The 26,767-nt window shown below is 70.0% G+C and carries 24 protein-coding genes; 14 read left to right on the plus strand and 10 right to left on the minus strand.

Features of this window, described 5'->3' with window-relative positions; translation table 11 throughout:
- Positions 1–15 precede the first annotated feature (15 nt).
- From atpD to IPV10_RS08560, 6 genes are all read left to right on the plus strand, one after another.
- The gene (gene atpD, locus IPV10_RS08535; RefSeq protein WP_207482755.1) at positions 16–1,470 is read left to right on the plus strand and encodes a F0F1 ATP synthase subunit beta; all 1,455 of its coding nucleotides are present in this window, start codon (positions 16–18) and stop codon (positions 1,468–1,470) included.
- Between the two features lie 2 nt (positions 1,471–1,472).
- Positions 1,473–1,733, plus strand: coding sequence for a F0F1 ATP synthase subunit epsilon (locus IPV10_RS08540; protein WP_207482757.1), 261 nt, complete (start codon positions 1,473–1,475; stop codon positions 1,731–1,733).
- A gap of 69 nt (positions 1,734–1,802) precedes the next feature.
- The gene (locus IPV10_RS08545; protein WP_207482759.1) at positions 1,803–2,549 is read left to right on the plus strand and encodes a YaaA family protein; all 747 of its coding nucleotides are present in this window, start codon (positions 1,803–1,805) and stop codon (positions 2,547–2,549) included.
- Between the two features lie 117 nt (positions 2,550–2,666).
- Positions 2,667–3,449 (plus strand): large exoprotein, encoded by a 783-nt coding sequence (locus IPV10_RS08550; protein WP_207482761.1) that lies wholly within the window; start codon positions 2,667–2,669, stop codon positions 3,447–3,449.
- A gap of 217 nt (positions 3,450–3,666) precedes the next feature.
- Positions 3,667–4,464, plus strand: coding sequence for a PP2C family serine/threonine-protein phosphatase (locus IPV10_RS08555; RefSeq protein ID WP_207482763.1), 798 nt, complete (start codon positions 3,667–3,669; stop codon positions 4,462–4,464).
- 59 nt (positions 4,465–4,523) lie between these two features.
- Positions 4,524–7,295, plus strand: a complete 2,772-nt coding sequence (locus IPV10_RS08560; protein WP_207482765.1) for an FtsK/SpoIIIE domain-containing protein — start codon at positions 4,524–4,526, stop codon at positions 7,293–7,295.
- A gap of 17 nt (positions 7,296–7,312) precedes the next feature.
- Here IPV10_RS08560 and ald read toward each other — a convergent pair whose 3' ends face one another.
- Both ald and IPV10_RS08570 read right to left on the minus strand, forming a co-directional pair.
- On the minus strand, positions 7,313–8,425 hold the full coding sequence (ald, locus tag IPV10_RS08565) for an alanine dehydrogenase (RefSeq protein WP_207482767.1): 1,113 nt from the start codon (positions 8,423–8,425) through the stop codon (positions 7,313–7,315).
- 46 nt (positions 8,426–8,471) lie between these two features.
- Positions 8,472–9,467, minus strand: coding sequence for an asparaginase (locus tag IPV10_RS08570; protein WP_207482769.1), 996 nt, complete (start codon positions 9,465–9,467; stop codon positions 8,472–8,474).
- Positions 9,468–9,544: 77 nt separating this feature from the next.
- On the opposite strand from IPV10_RS08570, the gene IPV10_RS08575 reads away from it, so the two are divergent.
- Entirely contained in the window at positions 9,545–10,036 is a 492-nt protein-coding gene (locus IPV10_RS08575) for an OsmC family protein (RefSeq protein ID WP_207482771.1), read from the plus strand.
- A 27-nt stretch (positions 10,037–10,063) separates the two neighbouring features.
- Here the strand turns inward: IPV10_RS08575 and IPV10_RS08580 are convergent, their stop codons facing one another.
- On the minus strand, positions 10,064–10,843 hold the full coding sequence (locus IPV10_RS08580; RefSeq protein ID WP_207482773.1) for a 1-acyl-sn-glycerol-3-phosphate acyltransferase: 780 nt from the start codon (positions 10,841–10,843) through the stop codon (positions 10,064–10,066).
- Positions 10,844–10,968: 125 nt separating this feature from the next.
- Between IPV10_RS08580 and IPV10_RS08585 the strand changes: the two genes are divergently transcribed.
- Positions 10,969–11,964 carry an FKBP-type peptidyl-prolyl cis-trans isomerase gene (locus IPV10_RS08585; protein WP_207482775.1) on the plus strand — a complete coding sequence of 332 codons (996 nt, stop codon included), beginning with the start codon at positions 10,969–10,971 and terminating at the stop codon, positions 11,962–11,964.
- A 46-nt stretch (positions 11,965–12,010) separates the two neighbouring features.
- Entirely contained in the window at positions 12,011–13,093 is a 1,083-nt protein-coding gene (dxr, locus tag IPV10_RS08590; protein WP_207482777.1) for a 1-deoxy-D-xylulose-5-phosphate reductoisomerase, read from the plus strand.
- A gap of 78 nt (positions 13,094–13,171) precedes the next feature.
- Here the strand turns inward: dxr and IPV10_RS08595 are convergent, their stop codons facing one another.
- The 3 genes from IPV10_RS08595 to IPV10_RS08605 form a co-directional block, all read right to left on the minus strand.
- On the minus strand, positions 13,172–14,794 hold the full coding sequence (locus IPV10_RS08595; protein ID WP_207482779.1) for a Mur ligase family protein: 1,623 nt from the start codon (positions 14,792–14,794) through the stop codon (positions 13,172–13,174).
- Positions 14,795–14,889: 95 nt separating this feature from the next.
- Positions 14,890–15,591, minus strand: coding sequence for a YcnI family protein (locus tag IPV10_RS08600; protein WP_207482781.1), 702 nt, complete (start codon positions 15,589–15,591; stop codon positions 14,890–14,892).
- 101 nt (positions 15,592–15,692) lie between these two features.
- On the minus strand, positions 15,693–16,274 hold the full coding sequence (locus IPV10_RS08605; protein ID WP_207482783.1) for a hypothetical protein: 582 nt from the start codon (positions 16,272–16,274) through the stop codon (positions 15,693–15,695).
- A gap of 81 nt (positions 16,275–16,355) precedes the next feature.
- Between IPV10_RS08605 and IPV10_RS08610 the strand changes: the two genes are divergently transcribed.
- Positions 16,356–17,669, plus strand: coding sequence for a site-2 protease family protein (locus IPV10_RS08610; RefSeq protein ID WP_307861090.1), 1,314 nt, complete (start codon positions 16,356–16,358; stop codon positions 17,667–17,669).
- Between the two features lie 5 nt (positions 17,670–17,674).
- On the opposite strand, the gene IPV10_RS08615 is transcribed toward IPV10_RS08610, so the two are convergent.
- Complete coding sequence (locus tag IPV10_RS08615) at positions 17,675–19,558, minus strand: chorismate-binding protein (RefSeq protein WP_207482785.1); 1,884 nt, start codon at positions 19,556–19,558, stop codon at positions 17,675–17,677.
- A gap of 272 nt (positions 19,559–19,830) precedes the next feature.
- Between IPV10_RS08615 and ispG the strand changes: the two genes are divergently transcribed.
- Together ispG and IPV10_RS08625 are read left to right on the plus strand one after the other, a co-directional pair.
- Positions 19,831–20,961 (plus strand): flavodoxin-dependent (E)-4-hydroxy-3-methylbut-2-enyl-diphosphate synthase, encoded by a 1,131-nt coding sequence (ispG, locus tag IPV10_RS08620; protein WP_207482811.1) that lies wholly within the window; start codon positions 19,831–19,833, stop codon positions 20,959–20,961.
- A 10-nt stretch (positions 20,962–20,971) separates the two neighbouring features.
- The gene (locus tag IPV10_RS08625; protein ID WP_207482787.1) at positions 20,972–21,841 is read left to right on the plus strand and encodes a hypothetical protein; all 870 of its coding nucleotides are present in this window, start codon (positions 20,972–20,974) and stop codon (positions 21,839–21,841) included.
- A gap of 9 nt (positions 21,842–21,850) precedes the next feature.
- Here IPV10_RS08625 and IPV10_RS08630 read toward each other — a convergent pair whose 3' ends face one another.
- Complete coding sequence (locus IPV10_RS08630) at positions 21,851–23,074, minus strand: NUDIX domain-containing protein (RefSeq protein ID WP_207482789.1); 1,224 nt, start codon at positions 23,072–23,074, stop codon at positions 21,851–21,853.
- A gap of 9 nt (positions 23,075–23,083) precedes the next feature.
- The gene (locus tag IPV10_RS08635) at positions 23,084–24,499 is read right to left on the minus strand and encodes an RNB domain-containing ribonuclease (RefSeq protein WP_207482791.1); all 1,416 of its coding nucleotides are present in this window, start codon (positions 24,497–24,499) and stop codon (positions 23,084–23,086) included.
- 95 nt (positions 24,500–24,594) lie between these two features.
- Between IPV10_RS08635 and IPV10_RS08640 the strand changes: the two genes are divergently transcribed.
- Entirely contained in the window at positions 24,595–25,020 is a 426-nt protein-coding gene (locus IPV10_RS08640) for a hypothetical protein (RefSeq protein WP_207482793.1), read from the plus strand.
- A gap of 59 nt (positions 25,021–25,079) precedes the next feature.
- Positions 25,080–25,553, plus strand: coding sequence for an HIT family protein (locus IPV10_RS08645; RefSeq protein ID WP_207482795.1), 474 nt, complete (start codon positions 25,080–25,082; stop codon positions 25,551–25,553).
- Positions 25,554–25,621: 68 nt separating this feature from the next.
- On the opposite strand, the gene IPV10_RS08650 is transcribed toward IPV10_RS08645, so the two are convergent.
- Complete coding sequence (locus IPV10_RS08650) at positions 25,622–26,263, minus strand: HAD family hydrolase (RefSeq protein WP_207482797.1); 642 nt, start codon at positions 26,261–26,263, stop codon at positions 25,622–25,624.
- Positions 26,264–26,767 lie beyond the last annotated feature (504 nt).

The raw sequence follows: 26,767 nt of genomic DNA on the forward strand, positions 1-26,767 counted from the left end.
AGGAAAGAGACGAAAATGACCCCCACCGCCACGGCTGACAAGCCGGCGACCGCGGTCGTCGGGCGCGTCGCACGCGTCAACGGTCCGGTTGTCGACATCGAGTTCCCGCACGACTCGATCCCCGACATCTACAACGCGCTGAAGACCACGATCACGATCGGCGAGGAGTCGACCGAGATCACCCTCGAGGTTGCTCAGCACCTCGGTGACGACCTGGTCCGCGCCATCGCGCTGAAGCCCACCGACGGCATCGTCCGCGGCCAGGAGGTGCGCGACACCGGCGAGGCCATCTCGGTCCCCGTCGGCGACGTCACCAAGGGCAAGGTCTTCAACGTGATCGGCGAGGTCCTGAACCTCGAGCCCGGTGAGACCATCGAGGTCACCGAGCGCTGGCCGATCCACCGCAAGGCGCCCAACTTCGACCAGCTCGAGTCGAAGACCACGATGTTCGAGACCGGCATCAAGTCGATCGACCTCCTCACCCCGTACGTCCTCGGCGGCAAGATCGGCCTGTTCGGCGGTGCCGGCGTCGGCAAGACCGTCCTCATCCAGGAGATGATCCAGCGCGTCGCGCAGGACCACGGTGGCGTTTCGGTGTTCGCCGGTGTCGGCGAGCGCACCCGTGAGGGCAACGACCTCATCCACGAGATGGAGGAGGCCGGCGTCTTCGACAAGACGGCCCTGGTCTTCGGCCAGATGGACGAGCCGCCGGGAACGCGTCTGCGCGTCGCCCTCTCGGCTCTGACGATGGCGGAGTATTTCCGTGATGTGCAGAAGCAAGACGTGCTGCTCTTCATCGACAACATCTTCCGCTTCACGCAGGCCGGTTCCGAGGTCTCCACGCTGCTCGGCCGCATGCCGTCCGCGGTGGGCTACCAGCCGAACCTCGCCGACGAGATGGGTCTCCTCCAGGAGCGCATCACCTCGACGCGCGGTCACTCGATCACCTCGCTGCAGGCGATCTACGTGCCGGCCGATGACTACACCGACCCGGCTCCGGCGACCACGTTCGCGCACCTCGACGCCACCACCGAGCTGTCGCGTGAGATCGCCTCGAAGGGTCTGTACCCGGCCATCGACCCGCTGACCTCGACGTCGCGCATCATGGACCCGCGCTACTTGGGCGAGGACCACTACCGCGTCGCCACCACGGTCAAGCAGATCCTCCAGAAGAACAAGGAGCTGCAGGAGATCATCGCCATCCTCGGTGTCGATGAGCTCTCCGAAGAGGACAAGATCGTCGTGTCGCGTGCACGTCGCATCCAGCAGTTCCTCTCGCAGAACACCTACATGGCCAAGAAGTTCACCGGCGTCGAGGGCTCGACCGTCCCGCTGAAGGAGACCATCGAGTCGTTCGATGCGATCACCCGCGGTGACTTCGACCACGTCGCAGAGCAGGCCTTCTTCAACGTCGGCGGCATCTCCGACGTCGAAGAGCAGTGGGCCAAGATCCAGAAGGAGAACGCCTGACCATGGCATTGCATGTCAGCCTCGTCTCCGCCGAGGCGGAGGTCTGGACGGGTGAGGCGAGCCTCGTGGTCGCCAAGACCGTCGAGGGCGAGATCGGCTTCATGACCGGCCATGAGCCGGTGCTGGCCATCCTCGCCGAGGGTCAGGTCCGCATCACCCAGGCCGACGGCACCAAGGTGCTCGCGAACGCGCAGGACGGATTCCTCTCCATGGAGGGCGACGTGCTGACGATCGTCGCCGGCAACGCGGCTCTCATCGCCTGAATCATCGTTCGATCCGAAGCGCAAGGTCCGTCCTCGGGCCTTGCGCTTCGGCGTATCACCCGAGGTCCCATGAAGATCCTGCTGCCGCCGTCCGAGACCAAGCGCGAGGGCGGAACCGGCCGCCCACTCGATCTGGCCGGGCTCTCCCTTCCTGCGCTGCACGCGCAGCGGAGAGCCGTCGTCGATGCTCTGGTCGACCTCGCCGCCGATGAGGATGCCGCGCGGAAGGTGCTGAAGCTCAGCGTCAGGCAGCTCGGAGACGTCGCGCACAACAGAGCGCTGCACTCCGCCGCCACGATGCCGGCGGTCGACCGCTACACCGGCGTGCTCTTCGACGCCCTGGATGCGCCGACTCTTCCCGCAGCGTCCCGTCGCTGGCTCGCGTCGCACGTGTGGATCCATTCCGCGCCGTTCGGCCCGGTCGGGGCGCTCGACGAGATCCCTGTCTACCGGTTGGCGGCCGGGACATCCCTGCCGGGCGTCGCTGCACTCCGACGGCACTGGGCGGATGCCACGGCCGCGGCGATCGCGGATGCCGAGCCGTCGTTCGTCCTCGACCTGCGCAGCGAGGCCTACGTCGCGCTCGGACCCGTCCCGGCATCCGTCCCCTCGGCATACGTGCGTGTCGTCACGGCGCAGGGCAGGGCCCTCAATCACTTCAACAAGAAGTCCAAGGGGCTGCTCGTCAGGGCACTCGCCGAGGACCGGCCGCGGATCGCCTCCCTTCGGTCGCTCCGCAACTGGACGGCTCGCCGCGGATTCGAGCTCCGTGACGCGCCGGAGCGCGGCATTCTGGAGCTCGTCGTCGCGGAATGACGTCGCGGAGCAGGCGGGCAGTTCTGCCCGCGTGGTTCTTTGCCTGGTCTGTGCGACCCCGCTAGTGTGGTGTCGCGACGCGATCCGCGTCAGCACCATTCGGATCCGGAGGGGATCATGCCCAACTACGATGACACCGGCGCTTACGCCGCACTCGCGCTTCTGACGGTCTTCGGTTTTCTTTTCGCGATCGTGGGGTACGTTCTCGTCGCGCTCTTCCTGATGAAGATCTTCGAGAAGGCCGGCGTCCAGGGCAAGTGGCGCGCCTGGGTCCCCGTCTACAACTACCTCATCTTCGCCAAGCTCGGTGACGTGTCGCCGTGGGTGATGCTCATCGGGATGGGCCTCTCATTCATCCCGTACCTGAACTTCCTCACCGGCATCGCGCTCGCGGTCGTGATGGCGATGGCGGCATGGCGCATCGGCCTCAAGCTGCAGAAGGATGCCGTCTGGGTCGTCCTCTGGGTGCTGCTCGGCATCGTCTGGCTCGGCATCAACGCGTTCGACAAGTCGCGCTGGAACCCGAACATCCCGCCGGCCCCGTGGGCGGGCAACGGCTTCCTCGCCGACAACACCGTGTGGGAGGGTGTCCCGGCGCAGCCTCGCGCCGCAGCAGGCCCCGGATACGGCGCCGCGCCGCAGGGCTACGCACCGCCTGCCCCGCAGGGCTACGCCCCGCCTGCTCAGCCGGGTTACGCTCCGCCGGCTCAGCCGGGTTACGCTCCGCCCGCTCAGCCGGGTTACGCTCCGCCCGCGCAGCCGGGCTACGCCCCTCCGTCGACCGGTGCCCCGGTTCCGCCGGCCACCCCGCCGGCACCGCCGGCTCCTCCCGCCACGCCGCCGGCTCCGCCGACCGCCCCGCCGGCACCGCCCGCCGACCCCACGCAGCCGCCTGCGTGATCGTCTGACACAGAGCCCTCGACCTCGGTCGGGGGCTCTGTGCGTGCCGGGCCCGGTGTGGTGTCGGGCTCTGTGCGGTGTCGGGCTCTCGCCGGCTCCGAGGGCAGTAACGTTGTGGGCATGCCCGGGAGCGCGAAGGTGAACGGAACGGAGTCCACTACGATGTGTGTGTATCCTGAGGCCCCCCGAATCGCCGCAGGCAATTCGGAGGCAGCACGTGGCTGAGACGACGACGAAGACGCACGACGTCACTGTTGCGCAGCGGCAGCTGGTGCTGTCCTGGGCGGGGGTGACCGATGTCGGACGCCGCAGGGAGGCGAACCAGGACGCCTTCTTCGCCGAGTACCCTCTCTTCATCGTCGCCGACGGCATGGGCGGTCATGCGGGCGGCGAGATCGCCAGCCGGAGCACCGTGCACCATCTCAGCGCGCTCGTGGCGGAGGAGAAGGTGCAGCGCGAGGCGATCGAGGCCGCGCTCGAAGCCGCGGTCCGGGACATCGCCGATCATCCGGAGGCGACGGACGAGGGCACGGGGACGACGCTGACCGGCGTGTTCCTGGAGTTCGACGAGAACGGGCCGCACTGGGTGACGCTGAACATCGGCGACTCCCGGGTCTATCTCCTCAGGGACGAGCGCCTCGTGCAGGTCACGACCGATCACTCCGTCGTGCAGGAGCTGATCGCGGCGGGCAAGATCAGTCCGGAGGAGGCCGAGGGCCACCCCTACAGCAACGTCATCACCCGGGCCGTGGGTGCGAGCGAGCTGACGGCGCCCGACTATGTGACGCTCGACATCCGCGCGGGCGATCGTTTCGTGATCTGCTCCGACGGGCTCACGAAGGAACTCACCGACTACGGCATCCAGCATTTCCTCCGCGAGCATGCCGAGCCTGCCGCCGCCGTCGATGCCATGCTGGTCGCGGCCCTGGAGAACGGCGGCCGCGACAACGTGACGGTCGTCGTGGTGCAGGTGGAGGACGACTCGTCCTCCACATCCGGCCCCCCGGCCGAATAGCGCGCCCAAGCCTGTGGAAGGCCCTCCGCGAGCGGGCTCCATGGGGTCGAATGATCGACATGGAATCCCCGTCGATCGTCGTTCCCGCCGACCCCGCGCCCGTGCGACGCCCTCCGGTGCCGTTCATGGCGGCGCTCGTGCCGGTCGCTGCGGGCGTCGTGCTGTGGCTCGTGACCGGATCGATCTTCGCCCTCTGCTTCGCCGTACTGGGGCCGCTGATGATCTTCGCGTCGCTGATCGACGCCGCCCGCTCGCGACGCAGAGCGCGCAGGACCGCCCACGCGGAGAACGAGGGTGCCTGGGCCAGGGTCGAGGCCGAGCTCGTCACGCGGCTGGACGAGGAGCGCGAGAGCCGATGGCACCGGCAGCCTGACGCGGCATCCTGCCTCGCGCAGCCGCCGTTGCGCGGAGTCGACCGCCCGGATGCCGGAACCGAGCTGGTCGTCGGCCGGGGCTCGGTGCCGAGCGGCATCCGCTCGACTGGTGCGGAGGGGGAGCGCGCGAGGGGCTTCCAGGACCGCTGCAGCAGCCTCGACGACGCACCGGTGAGCGTGCCGATCGGCGGAGGAGTGTGCCTGCGCGGATCCGCCGTTATCGTGGAGGCCATGGCCCGCGCTCTCGTCGTCCAGCTCTGCCTGCGCTTCGGCGCCGCGCAGGTCGCGATGGTGGGTGAGCGCCTCGACGACTGGGGCCTCGCAGGCTTCCCGCACGCGAAGACACGTCGTCGCGGCCCCTTCCGCATCGGCGTCGCCGCGACCGGCGACACCCGACCGGACGCCGACGCCGTCATCTGGGCGGTAGGGGGCGGCGACGATGTGCCGGAGGGCGTCACCACGGTGATCGACGTCGTAGAGCCCCGCCGTGCCTCCCTGCGCACACCACGGGGCATCATCGAGATCGCGGCCGAGTGCGTCTCCCTCGCGCAGGCTTCGGCGATCGCGGCGGAGCGCACGGCGAACGGGGAGGAGCTCGACGTGCTCCCCGATCTGGTCTCGCTGAGCGAGCTGGGCCAGCGCGCGTCGGCCGGCGGTCTGCCCGCGGCGATCGGCCGTGGCGAACGAGGGGATGTCGTGGTCGACATCGTGGAGGACGGCCCCCACGCGATCGTGACCGGCACCACAGGGACGGGCAAGAGCGAGCTGCTCGTGTCGTGGGTGACGGCCATCGCATCCGAGCACGGGCCGGACCGGGTGACCTTCGTGCTGGCCGACTTCAAGGGCGGCACCGCCTTCGAGCCGTTGCGCGCACTGCCGCAGGTCGCGGCCGTGATCACCGACCTCGACGAGACCGCGGCACGTCGCGGGGTGTCGAGCCTCACCGCGGAGCTCCGACGGCGCGAGGCGGCCCTCGCCGCAGCGGGTGTGCGCGACGTCGGGGACATCGGGATGCCGCGGCTCGTGATCGTGGTCGACGAGTTCGCGGCGCTCATCCAGGAGCACTCCGACCTCGCCGTCGTCTTCACGGACATCGCCGCCCGCGGGCGCGCGCTCGGAATGCACCTGATCATCGGGACGCAGCGCGCCTCGGGCGTCATCAGGGAGGCCCTGGCCGCGAACTGTCCGCTCCGGCTGAGCCTCCGCGTGGCGGAGGCGGCCGACAGCCGCCTGGTGCTGGGCACGGATGCCGCCGCCGAGCTCCCCGGCGGCACCGCCTCGCGCGGGCTCGCCTTCGTGCGCCGTCCGCAGGATGCGGAGCCCGTGGCGGCGCGTGTGGCCCTCACCGGCGCCGCCGATCTGAGGTCCGCCGGTATCCGCTGGGCGCAGGCCGACGTGCCGCAGAGCCCCTGGCTGCCAGCCCTGCCCGCGCTGCTGACGCTCGACGAGGTCATCGACGAGGTCCCGCACGGGAGCATCCTGGTCGGTCTCGCCGACGATCCGGAGCACCAGCGGCAGCCTCTGGAGCTGCTGCGCCCGGGCCGCGACCGGGGACTCGCGCTGCTCGGCGCTCCCGGTTCGGGGAGGACGTCGGCCCTTCGCGCGCTGAGTGCTCAGCATCCGGATGCGCTCGTGATCCCCCGAGACCTCGAGCGCGCGTGGGATGCGGTGATCGCGCTCTCCGAGCAGGGCGCGGCGCCGTCTCTCGTACTCTGCGACGACCTGGATGCGCAGCTCGCCGACCTCCCCGTCGAGCATGCCCAGCACCTGGCGCAGCGGTGGGAGCAGATCCTGCGGGGCGCGGCGGGCTCCACGTTCGTGCTCACGGCCTCGCGGTCCTCCGGCCTCGTCGGCAGGATCCTCGACGCGCTGCCGCGTCGCGTGCTGCTGCGGATGCCGAGCCGGGTGGAGCACCTCGCCGCCGGTGGCGAGTCAGCCGGGTTCGAGCGGGACCGCCCGCCTGGCCGGGGCAGGATCGGTGATCGCGAGGTGCAGCTGGCCTGGGTCGCGGAGGATGCGGGCACCGGGGACGGCATGGACCGCGTCGCCCCCGACGCCCGCGAGGACGCGAGCTGGGTGCCGCGCAGTCTCCTCACCGCGGTCGTCACGTCCGGCGCGCTCGACGTCGTGCACCGGCTCGCGGACGCCTACCCGGATCGCCAGGTGCTCCTCGCGTCGTCCGAGCCGGCGGACCCGTCGCGTCCCCGCATCCTCGTCGGCGAGGCCGAGACGTGGCAGCGCAACTGGAACCTGTGGCAGCGGGTGCGCGGCGAGGGGGAGATCCTGATCCGTGCGGAGAGCCCCTCGGATCTCCGGCAGCTGGCAGGGGTGCGCGAGCTGCCGCCGTTCGCCCGTGCTCATGCCGGGCGCGCCTGGTCGCTGAGCGGCGCAGACGGTCCTCGGCGGGTGGTCGTGCCCGCCCTCGCGCCGGTTCGAGCCGCTCCCGCGAAATGGTGAGGAGGCGTCCCGAAGGGTCAGAGGACCTCGTCGATCGGCGTGCGGGTCATGCCGTGCGCGGTCGCCACACCCTCGTTCACGATGCCGCCGGCTGCCACGTTGAGCCCGGCCGCCAGTGCGGCATCCGCCCGGAGCGCGGCCCGCCAGCCGTGAGCGGCGATCTGGCGCGCGTACGGGAGCGTGGCGTTGGTCAGTGCCGAGGTCGAGGTGTTCGGCACTGCTCCGGGCATGTTCGCCACGCAGTAGAACACGGTGTCGTGCACTGGGAACGTCGGGTCGTCGTGGGTGGTCGGATGCGTGTCCTCGAAGCATCCGCCCTGGTCCACCGCGATGTCCACCAGGACGCTGCCCGGCCGCATCAGGGCGACCGTGTCGCTCGTCACGAGCTTCGGTGCCCGCGCCCCCGGGATCAGCACCGAGCCGATCACCAGATCCGAGCCGATCACGGCCCTGCGCAGGTCGAGGGGATTGGAGGCGCCGGTCTTCACGCGGCCGGCGAAATGATCGTCGAGCAGCCGGAGCCGTGCGATGTTCGTGTCGAAGATCGTGACGTCGGCGCCCATCCCGCTCGCGATGACCGCGGCGTTCGCGCCGGCGACGCCGCCGCCGATCACCGTCACGGTCGCCGGCCGCGTTCCGGGAACCCCCGACATCAGCAGACCGAGGCCGCCCTGCGATCGCATGAGCGTGTGCGCACCGACCAGCGGCGCCAGACGTCCGGCCACTTCGCTCATCGGCGCCAGCAGCGGGAGGCCGCCGGACGCGAGCTGCACCGTCTCGTACGCGATCGCCGTCACCCCCGCGCCCTGCAGACTCTCGGTGAGCGCGCGATCGGCCGCGAGATGCAGGTACGTGAACAGCACCAGGTCGTCCCGGAAATGCCGGTACTCGCTCTCGATCGGCTCCTTCACCTTGAGCAGCAGCTCGGCGCGATCCCAGACCTCGTCGGCGTCCTGCAGCATCATGGCGCCGGCCTCGACGTACTCGGCATCCGGCATCGAGGAGCCCGCCCCGGCCCCGGACTGCACGAAGACCTCATGACCGGCGAGGACCAGATCATGCACGCCGGACGGCGTGAGCGCGACGCGGTACTCGTTGTTCTTCACCTCGGTGGGGACGGAGATCCTCATCGTGCGTCCTTTCCTGCACCGGCCGGGCGCGGCCCGGATCGGAGCGTCAGATCCCGCTGCCGGGGCGGATCACCCCGACCTCTTGTCCTCCGCCCATAACCGAGAGCGCAAGCGCATCGCCGAGAGCCGCGACATCGGCTTCGGCCAGACCTCCGGCGCGTGCGAGCAGCGTCGCCGCGACGATCGTCGACGCGCGAGCGGCGCCGTCGAGCATCTTCAGGGCCACGGTCGTGCCGTTGGGCGCGACCATCACCATGACGCCCTCTGCACCGCCCTTCGTGAAGACGCCCAGCCGCTCGATCGCGATCGTGTCAGGCCGGCCTGGCCCTTCGATGGTCCACGGATGCTCTCGCACCGCGCGCACGAGCGAGCCCGCCACGCGATGCAGCGCGAAGGGGGAGCGATCGGACGCGCTCCCGATCCGGTGGATCGACCTGGCGAGTCCCGTGAGGGTCAGCGCGTACACCGGCGCGCCGCAGCCGTCGATCGCCGTGTGCGCGACCTTCTCGCCGGTGAGACGCTCGATCACGTCACGGATGTGGGCCTGCAGCGGGTGGGACGGATCGAGGTAGCCGTCCGTCGCCCAGCCGGTCGCGACACAGGCGCGGAGCATCGCCGCATGCTTGCCGGAGCAGTTCATGCGGATGCGGGACCTGCTGCCGTGCTCGCGCACCATCTCGTCGCGCGTGGCGGCGTCGCTCGGCCACGCGGGCGGGCACCCGAGGTCGTCTTCGGTGAGGCCGCCCGCGGTGAGCACCTCGCGCACGACCGCCGCATGGCGGTCGGTGCCGGTGTGGCTCGCCGTCGACAGCGCGAGCTGCTCCCCGTCGAGCGCGGCGCCCGCCGTGATGCACGCGACGGCCTGGAGCGGCTTGAGGCTGGACCGCGGCAGAATCAGGGCGTCGGCATTGCCATGACGGGCGATCACGTCGCCGTCAGGCGATAGCACGACCGCCGCGCCCGCGTGGCGGGACTCGACGAAGCCGCTGCGTTCGACGATGGCGAGTTCGACAGCATCCTGAACGGTGAGAGTCTCCGGCACCAGCCAAGAATACCGCCGCCGGGTCGCAACCCCGCGGCGCCGCCCCGGGTGTCGGAGGCAGCTGGCAGACTGGCGGCATGGCAGAACACAGGGCCGCCCTCGGCGAGCACCACTACGCGCTCACCTCGACATGGACTGGCAACACCGGCTCCGGCACCAGCGGATACCGCGACTACCGTCGCGACGTCACGCTCGAGGTGCAGGGCAAGCCCGAGATCCTCGCCTCCTCCGACAAGCCGTTCCGCGGTGACACGTCCAGGTGGAACCCGGAGGACCTTCTCCTCGCGTCGCTGTCGGAGTGCCACCTGCTCTCGTACCTGCACGCCTGCGTGACGGCCGGCGTCGTCGTCGTGTCCTACCGCGACACGGCATCGGGCATGATGCGCGAGAACGGCGCAGGCGGAGGAGCCTTCGTCGAGGTCATGCTCCGCCCTGAGGTCGTGGTCGCCGAGCAGTCGATGATCGAAGCCGCGGAGGCCGCGCACGCGCAGGCGAACGAGTGGTGCTTCATCGCGAACTCGATGAACTTCCCGGTCAGGCACGCGGCCACGGTGACCTCGCAGGCCTGAGCGGCCAGCGGACGCGGCTGGCGACGGTCAGCGGCGCTCGTGGGGGAGCGCCTGCCTGATCTTCTCGATCGTGCCCTGGGCCGGCGCCTCGTTGTAGGCGGCCGCGAGCTCCTGCCCGGAGAGAGCGTGGATCGCGGCCATGATCTCGTCGGTGGCGAGACGACGTGCGCGGCCGCTGGTGGCCGGTCCGTGCGGGGAGAGGTCGAGCGGCTCTCCGAAGCGGACGGTGATGCGCTCCTTGAGGGTCGGCACCTTCGCGCCGACCGGCATGACCTTGTCGGTGCCGGTCAGGCCGACCGGCACGACCGGCGCACCGGTCTGCAGCGCCAGGAACGCCACGCCCGTCCGGCCCTTGTACAGGCGGCCGTCGGTGGATCTGGTGCCCTCCGGATAGAGGGCGACGGCGAGTCCGTCATCGAGGAGCTGTCGCTGCAGATCGAGCGCGTCGAGCGCGGCCTGGCCGGCACCGCGGCGCACCGGGATGGCGCCGATCGACTCGAAGAACGTCTTGCTGAGCCAGCCGCGGGCGCCGGTGCCTTCGAAGTAGCTGGACTTCGCGAGGAAATGCACGGGCCGGGGAGCCGCCACCGGGATCGCGATCGAGTCGATGAAGGACAGATGATTGCTCGCGAAGATCACGGCGCCCTCGAGAGGCACGTTCTCCCTGCCCTCGATACGAGGCCGGTAGATGAGCCGGGCGAGCGGGCTGATCAGGCTGCGGCCGAGCGTGTAGGTGAAGCCGGCACGACGAGGCTTCGCAGTCTCAGCGGGCGAAGATTCGGGCTCCACGGACTGCTCAGAGGTCATCAGAGAAGACTACTCCGAGACCCATGCCGTCTCAGGAATGAAGCGCGAGGGCCGCGCCTCCCAGCGAGGACCGATGCGGATGCGAGAGGATGGGGTGTCCCGCCCGCGATCCCAGAGGTTCCACCGTGCGCAAGCGTCCGCTCATCATCCTGTCCACCGTCGCCGCAGCGACCCTTCTCCTGGCCGGATGCTCCGGCTCAGCGGATCCGGAGGCGACGGGCACCCCGAGCCCGGATGCCGCGCAGACCTCGTGTCTCGCCGATCTGAAGTCCGGGGCAGGCTCCGACGCCGTCACTGTCGACGGCACCGGCGCCGCCGCCAAGGTCACCGTGCCGGAGGGCACCGAGATGGTCGCCGCTGAGCGCTCCGTGGTCGTCGAGGGCGACGGCGACGAGGTACTGCCCGGCGACCTGGTCTCGCTGCGCTACCAGCTGGTCGATGCCACCACGAACGAGGTGCTCAGCAGCTCCGAGCGCGGACAGGACGGCGTCCTCGCAGCGCTCCTGCCGCAGCAGCAGCCGCAGCAGATCGTCGACCCCACGCAGTCCACCGTCTTCACGGTCGCGGCCGAGTGCCTTCCGGTCGGGTCCAGCATCGTGCTGACGCTCCCGGCCGCCCAGGAGGGCATGCACGCGAGCGTCCTCTACGTCGAGACGATCGAGCACCTGCCGACCACCGCGACGGGTTCGGATGTCGACGCGACCGAGGGGATGCCCGCGGTCGAACTCGATGACGCCGGCTCGCCGAGCATCACGATCCCGGAGGGCGAGGCGCCGGCCGAGACCGAGGTCGCAACTCTCAAGGAGGGCGACGGAGCCGTCGTCGCATCGGGTGACCTCGTCACCGTGCAGTACCGCGGCGTGAAGTGGTCGGACGGCAGCGAGTTCGACTCGAGCTGGAGTCGCGACGCCGCGCCGGCGCAGTTCCAGACCACGAGCGTCGTCACCGGCTTCAAGCTCGCACTGGAGGGCCAGAAGGTCGGCTCCCAGGTCGTCGTCGTGATGCCGCCGAAGGACGGCTACGGCGAGGGCGAGATCAACGAGGCCGACCTCGTCGGCGAGTCCCTGGTGTTCGTGGTCGACATCCTCGCCACGACTCCGCTCGAGCAGCCGGCCCAGTGACCTGACCGGACCCGGCGGGGCTGAGGACGTGTCATAGGCTGACGCTATGCGTCGCGTCATCATCCTCGGCTCCACCGGCTCCATCGGCACTCAGGCGCTGGAGGTCATCCGCGCGAATCCCCGCCGCTTCGAGCTGGTCGGCCTCGCCGCGGGCTCGAACTCCGAGATGCTCGCCGCGCAGGCGGCGCAGTTCCAGGTGGAGGACACGGCCCTCGGCGCCGATGAGGCCGAGCAGCTGGTGCGAGACGTCGACGCCGACGTCGTCCTCAACGCGATCACAGGGTCGATCGGGCTCGGCTCGACGCTCGCCGCGCTGAAGGCCGGGCGCACCCTGGCGCTCGCGAACAAGGAGTCGCTCATCGTCGGCGGGCAGCTCGTGCTCGCGGCATCCGCACCCGGACAGATCGTCCCGGTGGACTCGGAGCACTCCGCACTCGCTCAGGCGCTGCGAAGCGGCACGGGCGACGAGGTGCGACGGCTCGTCGTCACGGCATCCGGAGGCCCTTTCCGCGGGCGCACGCGTGCCGAGATGGAGAGCGTCACGCCGCAGGAGGCACTCGCGCACCCCACCTGGGACATGGGCAGGATGGTGACCACCAACTCCGCGACCCTCGTCAACAAGGGGCTCGAGGTCATCGAGGCGCATCTGCTGTTCGGGGTCGACTACGACGACATCGAGGTCGTCGTGCATCCGCAGTCGATCGTGCACTCCATGGTCGAGTTCATCGACGGGTCCACCATCGCCCAGGCCTCGCCCCCCGACATGCGGCTTCCGATCTCGCTCGGCCTGGACTGGCCGAGCCGCGTCGGCGGTGTCGGCCGGCCGCTGGACTGGACCAGGGCGTCCTCGTGGACGTTCGAGCCGCTGGACGACTCAGCCTTCCCGGCTGTCGCGCTCGCGAAGGCCGTCGGGCGCGCCGGGGCGACGTTCCCGGCCGTCTACAACGCGGCCAACGAGCAGGCCGTCGAGGCATTCCACGAGGGACGGCTGACGTTCCTCGGGATCGTCGACACGATCTCCCGGGTCGTCGACGCGCACGAGCCGCCGGATGCCCTGACCGTCGAGTCGCTCGCGGATGCCGAGGGCTGGGCCCGGCGCAAGGCCGACCAGCTGATCGCCGCGGCCTGATACGGCCCGCGAGACTTCACGAATGTCACGTTTCCAGCGGGAAAACGTGACATTCGTGAAGTCTCGCGAGCTGTGGAGTCAGTCCTCGTCGGGGTAGGGGACGGGCCAGCGTGAGTCGGGCACCGGCCAGCCGGCGGCCTTGAGCGCACGACGCGCGAGCTCGCGGGCCGAGTACGGGGTCCGCATTCCGCGGATGTCGCGATAGTCCTGGTGCCCGGGGCCCGCCCAGAGGATGGCGTCGCCCTCGCCGACCATGCCGACGGCCTCCACGATGGCCGTCTCCGGCGGGGAGGACTCGTGGATCTCGGCATCCGGCCGCGCCCTGCGTGCGCCTGCGACCAGAGTCGCTCTGATCGAGTCCGGGTCCTCGAACCGCGGGTGGTGATCGGTGACCACGAGGATGTCGCTGCCCTCGACGGCGGTGCGGGCCATGTCGTAGCGCTTGCTGGCGTCGCGGTCGCCGTCGGCGCCGAAGAGCATCAGCACGCGGCCGGGCGTCACACGGCGGACGGCCGCGAGAGTCTTCTCGAACGCGTCGGGGGAGTGCCCGAAGTCGACGAAGACCGCGGGTCCGGACTCTCCCGAGATGAGCTGGGTGCGGCCGGGCAGGTGGGCGCGGATGCCGCCGTCGCGGCGGAGCGCCTCGGCGATGCGCTCCCACGCGTACCCGCCCTCGAGCAGCATCACGATCGCGAGCGCCGCGTTCGCCGCCATGTGCGGTCCGATCACCGGGACGGTGGTCGTGAGGGTTCCGGCAGGGCCGGTCATCGTGAAGGTGGTGCCGGCGGCGCGCTCGTCGTCGATCACGACGACCCAGTCGGCGCGTGCTGCTGTCTCAGGGTCTGCGGCGATCGACGGGGTGCCGATCGTGACCACGGGGATCTCGGCGCGCTCGACCACGGTCGCGCCGAACGGCGAGTCGAGGCAGATCACGCTGCGCCTGGCGCGGTCCGGCCGGAACAGGGCCAGCTTCGCCTCGAAGTACTCCGCCATGTCGGCGTAGTCGTCGAGGTGGTCGTGGCTGAGGTTGGTGAATCCGGCGACGTCGAAGAGGATGCCGTCGACGCGGTGCCGGGAGAGCGCCTGCGCGCTGACCTCCACAGCGACGGCTTCGACCTGACGCTCGCGCATCAGCGCCAGCAGGGCGTGCATCTCGGATGCTTCGGGCGTGGTCAGGCGGGAGACGATGACCTCGCCGGCGATGTGCCGCTCGGCGGTGGAGGAGAGCCCGGTGACGACGCCGAGCTGGTCGAGGATCCCCTCGAGCAGGTGCGACACGCTGGTCTTGCCGTTCGTGCCCGTCGGGGCGAACAGCAGCGGCAGTGACTCGCCGGCGCCGGTGCCGTACACCCAGGCGCTCAGGTCGCCGAGCGTGCCGCGCGGGTCGTCGACGACCAGCACCGGCAGCCCCGCGGGTTCGGCGATCACGGCGCCCGCCTCGTCGGTGATGATGGCGACGGCGCCCTTCTCCGCGGCAGTGACCGCGAATTCGGCGCCGTGGCGATTCACGCCATGGATCGCGACGAAGGCCTCTCCGGCGCGGAGGTCGGCGGTGGCGAGGGTGATCCCCGAGACCGTGATCCCCGTGACGTCGCCGCGGACGTCGCGGGCGAATCGGGAGGCGAGTTCGGACAGCTCACGCCGGGGCGGGTTCGCGGGGCGGAGCACGGGAGGCAGGCTCGGTTGTTGTTCAATCGACATGTCGCCTCCATGATCTCACGGCCGCGCGCGAAGCCGAGGTTCGGCACGTCCCCTCATGAGGTGAGGACCTCGGGTGCGAGGGGACGTGCCGTCCCTCAGGCGCGGCGGCGGTAGGCGAGAACCGCGACGACGAGCGCCGCGACGCCCGCGACGAGCCCGCCGGCGCCGAGGATCGTGCCGACCGGATCGGCCGGGGGAGCGGCGACGGCGTCCGCGGTCTCCGCGGTCGCCTGGTCGTGCTCGCCGTGCCCGTCACCCGCGGCCGGAACGACGCTCACGACCGGTGCCGGCGCATCCAGGCTGTGCGGATCCTCGCCGTCCTGGGCGAGCTGGGTCCACTCGGTGCTGCCCTCGACGCACGTCTGCACGACCGGGAACGCGAGCGTCTCAGGCGTGCCCTCATCGAGGCCGACCGACATGCTGACCGCGCCGCGAAGCTCGTTCGGCACCGGCGCGATCGCGGTGTAGGTGACGGCGCTGACCAGGCCGTCGTCGCCGCGCTCGACCTCGATCCTCCAGTCGCCGTCCATGGTCGGCGCGACCGACGCGAGGCCGTCGGGGATCGTGACCCGGAGCGCCGTCGTGGGGGAGTCCTCGCAGCCGTGCGTGAAGGAGAAGGTGAGGACGCCGTGGTCGCCGGCGGTCAGTTCATCGGGGCTGACGCCGACGTGGGCGCCGGCCATGGCGGGCGCGGCGAGGGCCAGCACGGTGCCGATGACGGTGCCGCCGATCACGCCCGCGGCGATCCTGGCGAACGGGCGGGCGGTCGTGCGGGTGGTGATGTGGGTGGTGCGCATGATGGAACTCCTGAAGGCTCGTTGCGGGCGCGCGAAGAAGCGCGCGGGAGACCGCGGTGAAGAGAGGGTGCCTCGACGGGCGGGCCGAGACGATGAGGCGATCAGGCGAGCGCAGGAGGTCCGCGGCGGGACACCGTCGTGCGGACGACGGCGTCGACGAGCGGGTGGATGTCGCAGAGCAGAGAGGCTGGGCGCTCGTGCGCCGGGCGGATCAGCGCCACGGGGTGACGCAGCAGTGCCAGCATCCATCCCGCGACGATCCGGACCATGGACTCGCCGCGCCAGAGCAGTGCTGACGTGAGCACTGCGGCGATCACGTGACCCGTGAGCATCGCGGCGTCGGGGGAAGCGGAGGCGAGGACAGGGCCGAGCGAGGTCAGGTCCTGGTGGTGGGCGTGCTCGCCGCCCCCACCGGTCACGGCTCCGCCGGTGGGGGACCCCAGCACCTGGAACACGAGATGGAAGGCCGCCTGGCTCGCGAGCACGGTGAGCGCGAGACGGGAGCGCGATGCGCGGGCGCCGATCAGAAAGGCCGCCGGCGGCACCAGGACGGTCGCCATGGCGAGCATCAGCAGCGGATGCGGTGCCGCGCCGCCGGCAATCGTGTGGGACGTGGCAGCCACCAGTGTGGCGACCGAGGACGCCGAGGCCGCGCGCACGAGTCGCAGCTGCCGGGAGTTCACGGTCCCACTCTATTCGTGTCGCCGAGTGCGCCCGATTCGTCGCGCGGCGGATTCCTAGGCTGCGCCCACTAGCGTGGGGACGTGGAAGCACTGCTCTATGCGGCCGGCCTCGTGTTCATGCTGATCGGCCTCGGCCTGTCGATCGGCCTGCACGAGATCGGCCACCTCGTCCCCGCCAAGCTCTTCGGCGTGCGCGTCGGCCAGTACATGATCGGATTCGGCCCGAGGCTGTGGTCGAGGCGCATCGGCGAGACCGAGTACGGCTTCAAGCTGCTTCCGCTCGGCGGGTTCATCTCGATGTCGGGCATGTATCCGGCGTCTGCGAGCGCCGGGCCGGCGAAGGGGCTGTTCCGCTCGCTGATCCAGGATGCCCGCTCGGCCAACGACGAGACGATCGCCGAGGGCGCCGAGGAGCGCGTGTTCTATCGCCTGCCGGTGTGGAAGCGGGTGGTCGTCATGCTCGGCGGTCCGCTGATGAACCTCATCCTCGCGGTCGTGATCTTCACCGTCCTGGTCTCCGGCATCGGGGTGCAGCAGGGCACCACGACCATCGCCTCGGTCACGGAATGCGTGCTGCCCGCCGGCTCCACCGCCACGGAGTGCGCAGCGGACGACCCCGCTTCTCCTGCTGCCGAGGCCGGGATCAGGCCCGGCGACGTCCTGGTCTCGATCGACGGGCAGGCAGTCTCGACGTTCGCCGAGGCGACGGCGATCGTGCAGGCCGCTCCCGGTGAGACGCTCGACCTCGTCGTCAGCCGCGACGGCGCCGACAAGACGCTCGCGATCACGCCCATCGAGGCGGAGCGGACCATCACGGATGCCAGCGGTCAGCCGACCCTCGACGAGAACGGCGAGCCCGTCGTCAAGAAGGTCGGTTACGTCGGCATGGGGTCTCAGATGGGCTTCGTGCAGCAGCCGCTCAGTGCGGGACCGCAATTCGCCGCCGAGAACGTCGGGCGGGTGGCATCTCTGATCGTCAACCTGCCGGTTCGCCTGTGGGACGTCGGCGTGTCGCTGGTGACCGGCGGAGAGCGCGACCCCGACGGCCCGCTGAGCGTCGTCGGCGTCGGGCGGATCGCCGGCGAGGTCGCCGCCACAGACGCCCCGATCCTGAACAGGTTCTCAGTGCTGCTGGGGCTGCTGGGCTCGCTGAACATCGCCCTCTTCGTCTTCAACCTGATCCCACTGCTGCCGCTCGACGGCGGTCACGTCGTCGTCGCGCTCTGGGACGGCCTCAAGCGGGTCTGGGCCAGGGTCTTCCGACGGCCTCCGCCCGCTCCGGTCGACGCGACGAAGCTCGTGCCGCTGACGGTCGTCGTCGCGGTGCTGCTGATCGCCATGGGCGCCCTGCTGCTCGTCGCCGACCTCTTCAACCCGGTCGACATCCTGCAGTAGCGCGATCAGGCGAGAGCCTGGGTCACCAGCCGTTCGAGGGTGCGGATGCCGTCACGGGACAGGATCGACTCAAGGTGCCCCTGCACGGAGGCGAAGCGCTCGCCGCGGAGGGCGTAGACGTCACCCGTCGCAGGGTCCGCCGACACACCGGCGTCGCCGACCTTCGTCGTCCCGGGTGCCACGCGTGCGGTGAACGTGTTGTAGAACCCGATCGACGCGTCTTCGCCGAACACCGGCACGGCCTTCTGCAGCCCCTGATGCGGGGTGTCCAGCGGCGCGAGATCGATGCCGAGCCGGTCGGCGAGGATCTGGTGGCTGAGGCACACCGCGAGGAGCGGCGCCGTCTGGTCGAGGCGGCGCGCCACGATCTCGCGCATGCGGGCGATGCGGTCGTTCGCGCCGTCACGCGGGTCGCCGGGGCCGGGGCCTGCGATGACGAGGTCGGCGGCGTCGAGGTCGGCATCCTGCACCTCGCTCCACTGCGCGATGGTGACGTCCAGGCCCAGGTGGCGCAGCTGGTGCGCGAGCATCGTGGTGAAGCGGTCCTCCGCATCGACGACGACGGCCGTCCGGCCGGCGAACGGACCGGTGAAGTCGTCGCCCTGCGGGTTGAGCCAGAAATCGGCCAGGCGGGAGTTCCGAGAGGAGAGCAGCTCGGCGACCAGCGGGTCGTCGGCGAGCGAACGGGTCTCGCCCGGCGCATCCGCATCGCTGCGGGCCTCGGCGACGCTGTCGCGATCGATCGCGCCGATCGCACCGAGGACACCTGCTGCCTTGCCGTGCGTCTCGGAGACCTCGCCGTGCGGGTCGGAGTGGCGGACCAGGGTCGCCCCCACGGGGACGCTCAGCGTGCCGTTCTCCAGGTACACCGTGCGGATGAGGATCGGGGCGTCGAGGTCGTGACCGCCGTCGTCGTTCGGGGTGAACAGCGCGGCGACGCCGGAGTAGTAGCCGCGGGGCTTGCGCTCATGGCGGCGGATCACCGCGCAGGCGTTCTGCATGGGTGAGCCGGTCACGGTCGGGGCGAACATCGTCTCGCGGAGGATGTCCCGCGGGTCCAGCCTGCTGCGTCCTCGGAGCATGTACTCGGTGTGCGTGAGCCGCGACATCTCCTTCAGGTGCGGGCCCGTGATGCGGCCGCCGTCTGAGCAGACCGCGCTCATCATCTTGAGCTCCTCGTCGACGACCATGAAGAGCTCTTCGGTCTCCTTGGTCGAGGAGAGGAACTCCACGAGCGTCTCCCGCGTCGCACCGCCCGCGGGATGGCGGAAGGTGCCCGAGATCGGGTTCATCGTGACGACGCCCTCGCGTGCGACGACGTGCGCCTCGGGACTCGCGCCGACCGAGATGTGGCCGGGGGTGAAGACCGCGAAGGTCCAGTACGCGCCGCGCTCATGCGTCAGCAGGGCGCGGAACCAGGTGAGGGCTGCAGTGCGGTCATCGACGTCGATGTGCGCGGTGAAGTCGCGGCGGATGACGAAGTTGGCGCCCTCACCGCGGCCGATCTCGTCGGCGATGACGGTCTCGACGATCCGCGCGTACTCGTCGTCGGCGATGTCGAAGCCCTGGTCGCGGAGCGGGACCGACGTCTTCGGCAGGTCGGCGAGCAACTCGCGTGTGGGCAGGTGCAGGTGCTCGTGGACGATCACGCAGCGCAGCGGCGCGCCGTCGTCCTGGGCGACGAAGCCGCGCTCGCGAACCTGACGGTAGGGGACCATCGCGAACACCTCGCGGGCGGCGCCGTCGACCGTCAGCGGGATGTCCGCGAGCAGGTCGACATCGACGACGTCTCCGGTGAGGAGCTCGACCGTGTCGGCGCCGTCCCTGGCGATGAGGACGAACGACGCGTCCCGGTCCGCTGCGAGCTCGGCGAGGCGTGAGAGGGTCATGGATGTCTCCTGTGCGGGGCTCCGGCTCGGCTCACGAAAAGACCGCCCCGGAGGCGGTCTGGATTCGTGGGAACGCGAAAACACCGCCTAGGAGGCGGGCCACCAGGTGATGTTCGCGAGCATGGGGTGAAAACTATCACACCGGCGGTGCCCGACCCGGCGGATGACGTCACCGGAAGACGCCGCGCAAGCGGCTGTGCTCCGACGCGGACGTCCAGCCCGCGTCCATGCGGGCGGCGTAGTCTTATGTCGTGCCAGCAGTGAACCTCGGGATGCCGAAGATCCCCCTAGTCCTCGCCCCTCGCCGCAAGTCCCGCCAGATCAAGGTGGGGAAGGTGCTCGTGGGCGGTGACGCCCCCGTCAGCGTGCAGTCGATGACGACGACGAAGACGACCGACATCAACGGGACCCTGCAGCAGATCGCCGAGCTGACCGCCTCCGGGTGCGAGATCGTGCGCGTCGCGGTGCCGTCGCAGGACGACGCCGATGTGCTGCACATCATCGCGAAGAAGAGCCAGATCCCGGTCATCGCCGACATCCACTTCCAGCCGAAGTACGTGTTCCAGGCGATCGACGCCGGCTGCGCGGCCGTGCGCGTGAACCCCGGAAACATCCGCAAGTTCGACGATCAGGTCGGCGAGATCGCCAAGGCCGCCAAGGATGCCGGCGTCTCCCTCCGGATCGGCGTGAATGCAGGGTCTCTCGACCCGCGGCTGCTGCAGAAGTACGGCAAGGCCACCCCGGAGGCGCTCGCCGAGAGCGCACGCTGGGAGGCGTCGCTGTTCGAGGAGCACGACTTCCACGACTTCAAGATCTCGGTCAAGCACAACGACCCGGTGATCATGGTCCAGGCGTACCGTCAGCTCGCCGAGATGGGCGACTGGCCGCTGCACCTCGGCGTCACCGAGGCGGGTCCCGCGTTCCAGGGGACCATCAAGAGCGCGACTGCCTTCGGCATCCTGCTCGGCGAGGGCATCGGAGACACGATCCGCGTCTCGCTGTCGGCGCCGCCCGCCGAGGAGGTCAAGGTCGGCCACCAGATCCTGCAGTCGCTGAACCTGCGCGAGCGCAAGCTCGAGATCGTCTCGTGCCCTTCCTGCGGCCGTGCACAGGTCGACGTCTACACGCTCGCCGAGGACGTGACCGAGGGTCTCAAGGACATGACGGTGCCGCTGCGCGTCGCCGTGATGGGCTGCGTCGTGAACGGACCGGGTGAGGCGCGCGAGGCCGACCTCGGCGTCGCGTCGGGCAACGGCAAGGGACAGATCTTCGTCAAGGGCGAGGTCATCAAGACCGTCCCCGAGGCGGACATCGTCGCCACGCTCATCGAAGAGGCGAACCGCATCGCCGCCGAGATGGGCCCCGAGGCTCCGCTCGGCACCGCCCAGGTCGTCACGGTCTGAGCAGCATTCGATGACGCACACGTCCACGACCGTGTCCTTCGCCGACGGCGCCGTCACCGGTGACGGTGTCGTGCTGCGCGTCGAGCCGTCCGCAGACGGCACCGTGGTGATCGTCGATCGGACCCCGTTCCACCCGGTCGACCACACTTGGCCGGATCAGCCCGGTGATGCGGGCACGATCTCGAGCGGCAAATCGGCTGTGAGTGTGACAGAGGCGCTGATGGCCGCGGCATCCGATGCGGGCGATTTCGCCGTGGGTACGGGCATCCCCGTCAAGCGCGGCGCTGAGGGGTGGGTCTGGCTCGTCGGGCACCTGCTCGACGGCGATGCGCCCGAGTGGCTCGTCGCGGGTGCTCCCGTGGCGCTGTCCGTGGACGAGTCCCGCCGCGCCGGCCTGAGCCGTGGTCACACAGCCTGCCATCTGGCCTCGCTCGCGCTCGACCTCGCCGTGGCCGACCTGTGGCGCAAGGAGCCCGGGACGGATGCTCTCGGCAATCCCGACTTCGAGGGCAGGGCGAACCAGTCCAGCCGCATTCATGAGGACGGCGCCGTCGACGAGTACCGCCTCGGCAAGAGCCTGCGCAAGGCGGGCTTCGACACCGAATGCTTCGCGGCGACGCTCGCGGACCGAGAGGCCGCGATCAACGCGCAGCTCGAGTCCTGGGTCGCCTCGGCTGCTGCGAGCCGGGTCGTGACGGAGGGGCCGACCATAGTCGACCGCCGCAGCTGGCACTGCGAGCTGCCCGAAGGCACCGCGAAGATCCTCTGCGGCGGGACGCATGTGCACTCCCTGGCCGAGTTCGCGTCGATCAGGGTGACGCTCGACCTCAACGACCCGCAGCTGCTCGTCATGACGACGACGGCGATCGCTGCGGACTGACCCGCGCTCTCAGCGAACGAACCCGGCCTGCACTCTGCCTCCGGCGCGCTCGAGCTCTGCTTCGACCCTGTCTGCGAACGTGTCGTAGTCGTCCTCGAGGAAGGGAGTGGCGAGCCGATCCGCGCGCGACGCGCTCAGCGCGCGTAGTCGCCGCGGCAGCCATTTTCCGGTGGCGATCCAGCGGTGATCCGACAGGAGCATGAGCTCCGCGATGCGCTCGAACAGAGCGGATGCCACGGCTCGTCGCTCCAGGGGGTCGATCGCGTCGCGAAGGTCGTCGAGCAGGTCGGTGATGACGTACCGGCGGAAGGCCGAGTCCTCCGCGGTGAGAAATGGGCCGGCCTCCAGGACGGCGCGCCATTCCCGGCGGAGCCCATCGAGGCGTCCGTCGTCGAGGACGGCTGCGCCCTCGACGAGCATGTGCACGATCACCGGGCGATGCCTCGAGACGTCCCGTTCGGCCCACTCCGTGAACCCCGAGGGCGTGTACGCGAACACTTCGAAGATCTCGTCGTCGAAGGCGTGGGTCGCCGCCGCGCTCGTCGTCTCCGCGTCTTCGAAGAGAGTGTCGCCGATCAGCAGGAGATCGATGTCGCTCGTGACGGTGCGCTCGCCGCGGGCCGTGCTGCCGGCGACGACTGCGATCGTCGCTCCGGGGTAGAAGGCGGTGATGAACCGCTCGGTGATGTCGGAGTAACCGTCGGCGTCGGCGTGATCGGGATGCGTGACAAGGCTGCGCTCGGGGTGTCGCCGGCTCGCGTTCGCAGCCGCTCCCGCGGAGCCGACAGCGTCGCGCAGCATCCGATCGATCCCGGGATGCCGCGGCAGCGAGCCGATCTCGGCGAGGGTGAACCACCGTGCCTCCGCCAGTTCGCCGTCGACGAACTCGATGGGCGCTCCGGGCGGGAGCGCGCACTCGAAGGCGATCGTCGTGTAGCCGACCCGATCCCCGTTGGCGTACTCGACCACGAGATCCTCACCGCCGTAGGCGCCGATCACCCGGCCGACCGCCGGCTGAACGCCGATCTCCTCGAGCACCTCTCGTGCGACGGCATCCGCCGGCTCCTCGCCCGGCTCGATTCCGCCACCGACAAGCCCCCACATGTCCGACCCGTGCTGCCGGGCGAGCAGAAGCCGGTCGCCGTCGCGGATGACCGCGGTGACGGCGGGGAGAAGCAGGAGATCGCGGCCGATCCGGGCACGGAGGCTCTTCACATAGGACGAGATGGGCATGTTCAGAGCTCAGGCACCGAACTCGACCTCGCCCTGGGCGATGTCTGCCCGCACGACTCTCAGACGCACCACGTCGCCGGGAACCGCGGTGGACGGTACGGGAGCGGATGCCGTCACGGCCGGTTCCGCGATCTGGATGGTCGCCCGTTCGCCGCGCAGCTCGATCACCGTGGCGTCGATCTCGGTGCCGACGAGGGGCGTGAGCAGCGCGGCTTCGACGCAGTTGATCGTGGCGCGGTCGAGAGCGGATGCGCGCTGGCCGGACTCCTGCATGAGCGCGGGCAGCAGCGGAAGCGATTCGCGTGCCCACGCCGGCACCTCTTCGCCGCGGGAGACAGCCAGGCAGATCGCGAGCGACCAGCGGTCGACCAGCCGGCGCAGGGGAGCGGTCGTGTGCGCATAGGGCGCGGCGATCGCCGCCTGCTCGGCATCCTTCGGCGCCTCGCCGTCGAATGCGATGTAGCCGGCGCCGCGGAAGAGCGTCGCCGCAGCCTCGAGCACGGGGAGCGTCAGCGGATCGGCACGGTCGAGTTCGCGAAGGTAGTCGCCGTAGCGGCCGGTTGTCCAGGGGCGGCCGAGCGCCTCGGTCTGGTGCCGGAACGCCTCGAAAGACTTCGCGTCGGGCTCGGGCATCGTGCGCAGGATGCCGACGCCGGCGTCGAGCATGAGTGAGGCTGCGGCCATTCCGGTCATCAGCGACAGCTGGGCGTTCCAGTCCTCGACCGGAAGCGGACTGCTGCGGACGATCGCGTACGTGCCGTCGGGCGCACGCACGACCTCCTCATCGGGAACGTTGAGGCTCGCCCCTCCGCGGAGTCGCTCCTGCTCGATGCGAAGCCGGCCGATCTCGGGCAGCAGGGCGACAGGTCCGTCCTCGCCGCGATCGAGCGAGGCCTGCACGGCGACGTAGTCGAGCTGCGCGCGCGATCTGATCAGCGCCCGCTCGAGCCGGAAGTCGGAGACGGTGCCGGCGGCGTCCAGGGCGAAGGTCCACACCAGTGCGGGCCGATCGCCGTCGGGGAGCAGCGACGCGCGGTCCTCGCTGAGGACGGGCGGATGCAGGGGGATGCGGCCGTCCGGGGCATACAGTGTCTGGCCTCGGCGACGGGCCTCGGCGTCGACGGCCCCGCCCGGAGTCACGAATGCCGGGACATCCGCGATCGCGTAGCGGACGGTGTAGCCGTCGCCCCTGCGCTCGAGGTGGAAGGCCTGATCGAGGTCACGCGAGCCGGCGGGGTCGAGCGTGGCGAACGGCACATCGCGGAGGTCGAGATCGGGCGGAGCGGCGGTCGCCGCTTCGGCCTCGGCGAGCGCGTCGGCGGGGAATTCGGCGGGCGACTCGAGCGACTCCCTCAGCGCCGCCAGCGCGGCGGCGAGTTCGGTCTGAGCGGCGGAGGGGGCGACCCGAGATCGGCGTTGTGGCATGGCCCCACACTATTCGCCGGAGCGGCGGTGGTTCAGAACGCGCGCGGTCCGGGTCGTGAAGTCGACGTGCTGCCGCCCTCGAGTAGCCTCATCGGATGAAGTCTCTCCGTGCGCTCGCTCTTGCCGGACTCGCGGCCGTGTGCACGGCAGGTCTGACCGGATGCTCCGTCGACGCGCTGATCTGGGGGAGCGACGGCGCACAGGTGATCCAGACCACGGAGGACCTCGTTCAGGACATGGCGTCCGGCGGAGCATCCGATCTCCTCTGCGAGGGTGCCGACGTGGATCTCGGCGCTGCGGGGGATTGGGAGGGCCGCTCCGCAGGGGAGCCCGAGAAGTTCTTCGCCGGCTACTGGGAGGATCAGGTTCCGCTTGATCCGCAGTGGAACATCAACGTGGAGGGTCTTCCGCCGGGGGTGGCTCCTGGCGACGAGTTTCCCGGCGATGTCTTCTACCGGGAGACGGACGACGGGCTCTGCGTCGTCGATGTCGTGTGGTCAACGCTCGTCTACGAGGGCTGACGTGTTCGAGGCCTTCACCCGGGTGATCTGCTGAGTGCTGCCCTGGATAGGCTGGCCCGATGTGGTGGTCGGACGACGAGTGGGCGGCGCTGGCAGATCAGCGCCACTGCGGCATGTGCGCGGACATGCATCTTGAAGAGAACGACCACAGCCTTCTCGTCGCCTCGACTGCGACGAGTCACATGCGGATCGCTCGCAATCAGGCGCATCCCGGTTACAGCCTCGTGATCCTCCGAGAGCACATCACCGACCTGGTCGAGCTCGAGCCGGAGCAGCTCTCTGCCTTCTGGTCGGACGTCCAGCGTGCCGGACGCGCGATCACTGCGATCTTCGAGCCTCGGAAGATCGACTATCTGGTGATGGGACATCGGATGCCGCACCTACACTGCCACGTCTTCCCGCAGCACGCGAACGATGGCCCCAGACGCAACGTCGACATCTCCGACGGGCCGGATCTCATCCCGCTCGCGTCGCTTCGCGAGCATGCGCGTGAACTCCGCTCGGTGTGGGAGAACCTGGACGCATCTCGGTAGGAATATGGCTGAACTGTCGCACGAAACCCGGCCGACGCCGTCAGCGATCGCCTCCGTGGTCTTCGCGGCTAGGTTGCGAGGATCGCGGCCACGGCTTCAGCGACGCTGGATCGACGAATGTCGAACCGTGCGCTCCCGGCCGGGACGGACGCGTTGCGGTCAGCGATCCACACTGTTTGCAGACCGGCCGCAACTCCGCCCTTGACGTCGTGCTCGAGGCTGTCGCCGACCATCCAGCCGTCGAGCGCACAACGGAGACGCTGCGCCAAGACATCGAAGATCCGCGGGTCCGGCTTGCGGATTCCTGCTTCGCCCGAAATGACCCATCCGTCGACCAGGGGTGCCAGTCCGGTTGCCCGAATCTTGCCCACTTGATTGTCGGCCGTCCCGTTGGTCGCGATGCCCACGACCCAGCCGGCAGATCGCAGTTCGGCAAGCGCCACCTTGTCTTCGGGGGAGCACTTCACGAGCTGAGGCATGCGAGCTCTATATGCCGCCCATACCTCGGCTCCGGACGACGGCAGGGACCACTCTTCGACAATGCGGTCGAAGATCACTTCCTTCGTGACCCGCTCAGTCAGCGCGGCGGCGACGATGTCAGCGGCTTCGGCCGGGAGGTTCCACCGCGCGACGAACTCGCCGGTCCACGACCGTGCCGCGCTCGCCTGGTCGACGAGCGTTCCGTCGAGGTCAAAGACAGCAAGGGGCACGCGGCGAGCTTAGTCAAGCGGACACGGCCCAGGGTCGCCGTGATACGACGCGCACGACGCGGGTGTATCGGGGGATTCGGTGTACGGCAGTTGGATTCGGCGGACGCTGTCGGCCGTAGAATCGGCCGAGCCAGGAGGCCCATGTCAAGAAACGCTGCGAACGTCGCAATCGTAGGTCTTCTCGCTGTCGGGCTTACTGCTTGCGCCCCGCCCGCGCAGGACCCCGAGGACCGTGCTCGCGAGATAGCCGAAAGATGGGTAGCAGCGGTGTGACCGGCGCGTCTCACGTCGGTGCGAACAGCGGTAAGTGGAATTACTGCACGGCCCGTCGACGGTGGCTGGTTCTCCGGGAGGATCCAGTCGTTATCGACCCGTGATCTGCGGGGTGGTTTTCGGCCGCTGATCTGGGGTGGGAATGTCCGTGGCCCCTGGTGTACTGGTGTCATGGCGGCGCTGGTGAATGCAACGATCGAGCAGGTGGGGGCGTTGGGTGCGCTCACCGAT

This window comes from Microbacterium sp. SD291 (genome assembly GCF_017355365.1).
Lineage (GTDB): Bacteria > Actinomycetota > Actinomycetes > Actinomycetales > Microbacteriaceae > Microbacterium.

What these genes read in the sequence shown, in the direction of transcription:
- atpD (WP_207482755.1), top strand. Translation starts at nt 16, where the DNA reads ATGACCCCCACCGCCACGGCTGACAAGCCGGCGACCGCGGTCGTCGGG.
- IPV10_RS08540 (WP_207482757.1), top strand. Translation starts at nt 1,473, where the DNA reads ATGGCATTGCATGTCAGCCTCGTCTCCGCCGAGGCGGAGGTCTGGACG.
- IPV10_RS08545 (WP_207482759.1), top strand. Translation starts at nt 1,803, where the DNA reads ATGAAGATCCTGCTGCCGCCGTCCGAGACCAAGCGCGAGGGCGGAACC.
- IPV10_RS08550 (WP_207482761.1), top strand. Translation starts at nt 2,667, where the DNA reads ATGCCCAACTACGATGACACCGGCGCTTACGCCGCACTCGCGCTTCTG.
- IPV10_RS08560 (WP_207482765.1), top strand. Translation starts at nt 4,524, where the DNA reads ATGGAATCCCCGTCGATCGTCGTTCCCGCCGACCCCGCGCCCGTGCGA.
- ald (WP_207482767.1), bottom strand. Translation starts at nt 8,425, where the DNA reads ATGAGGATCTCCGTCCCCACCGAGGTGAAGAACAACGAGTACCGCGTC.
- IPV10_RS08575 (WP_207482771.1), top strand. Translation starts at nt 9,545, where the DNA reads ATGGCAGAACACAGGGCCGCCCTCGGCGAGCACCACTACGCGCTCACC.
- IPV10_RS08580 (WP_207482773.1), bottom strand. Translation starts at nt 10,843, where the DNA reads ATGACCTCTGAGCAGTCCGTGGAGCCCGAATCTTCGCCCGCTGAGACT.
- dxr (WP_207482777.1), top strand. Translation starts at nt 12,011, where the DNA reads ATGCGTCGCGTCATCATCCTCGGCTCCACCGGCTCCATCGGCACTCAG.
- IPV10_RS08595 (WP_207482779.1), bottom strand. Translation starts at nt 14,794, where the DNA reads ATGTCGATTGAACAACAACCGAGCCTGCCTCCCGTGCTCCGCCCCGCG.
- IPV10_RS08600 (WP_207482781.1), bottom strand. Translation starts at nt 15,591, where the DNA reads ATGCGCACCACCCACATCACCACCCGCACGACCGCCCGCCCGTTCGCC.
- IPV10_RS08615 (WP_207482785.1), bottom strand. Translation starts at nt 19,558, where the DNA reads ATGACCCTCTCACGCCTCGCCGAGCTCGCAGCGGACCGGGACGCGTCG.
- ispG (WP_207482811.1), top strand. Translation starts at nt 19,831, where the DNA reads ATGCCGAAGATCCCCCTAGTCCTCGCCCCTCGCCGCAAGTCCCGCCAG.
- IPV10_RS08625 (WP_207482787.1), top strand. Translation starts at nt 20,972, where the DNA reads ATGACGCACACGTCCACGACCGTGTCCTTCGCCGACGGCGCCGTCACC.
- IPV10_RS08630 (WP_207482789.1), bottom strand. Translation starts at nt 23,074, where the DNA reads ATGCCCATCTCGTCCTATGTGAAGAGCCTCCGTGCCCGGATCGGCCGC.
- IPV10_RS08635 (WP_207482791.1), bottom strand. Translation starts at nt 24,499, where the DNA reads ATGCCACAACGCCGATCTCGGGTCGCCCCCTCCGCCGCTCAGACCGAA.
- IPV10_RS08640 (WP_207482793.1), top strand. Translation starts at nt 24,595, where the DNA reads ATGAAGTCTCTCCGTGCGCTCGCTCTTGCCGGACTCGCGGCCGTGTGC.
- IPV10_RS08645 (WP_207482795.1), top strand. Translation starts at nt 25,080, where the DNA reads ATGTGGTGGTCGGACGACGAGTGGGCGGCGCTGGCAGATCAGCGCCAC.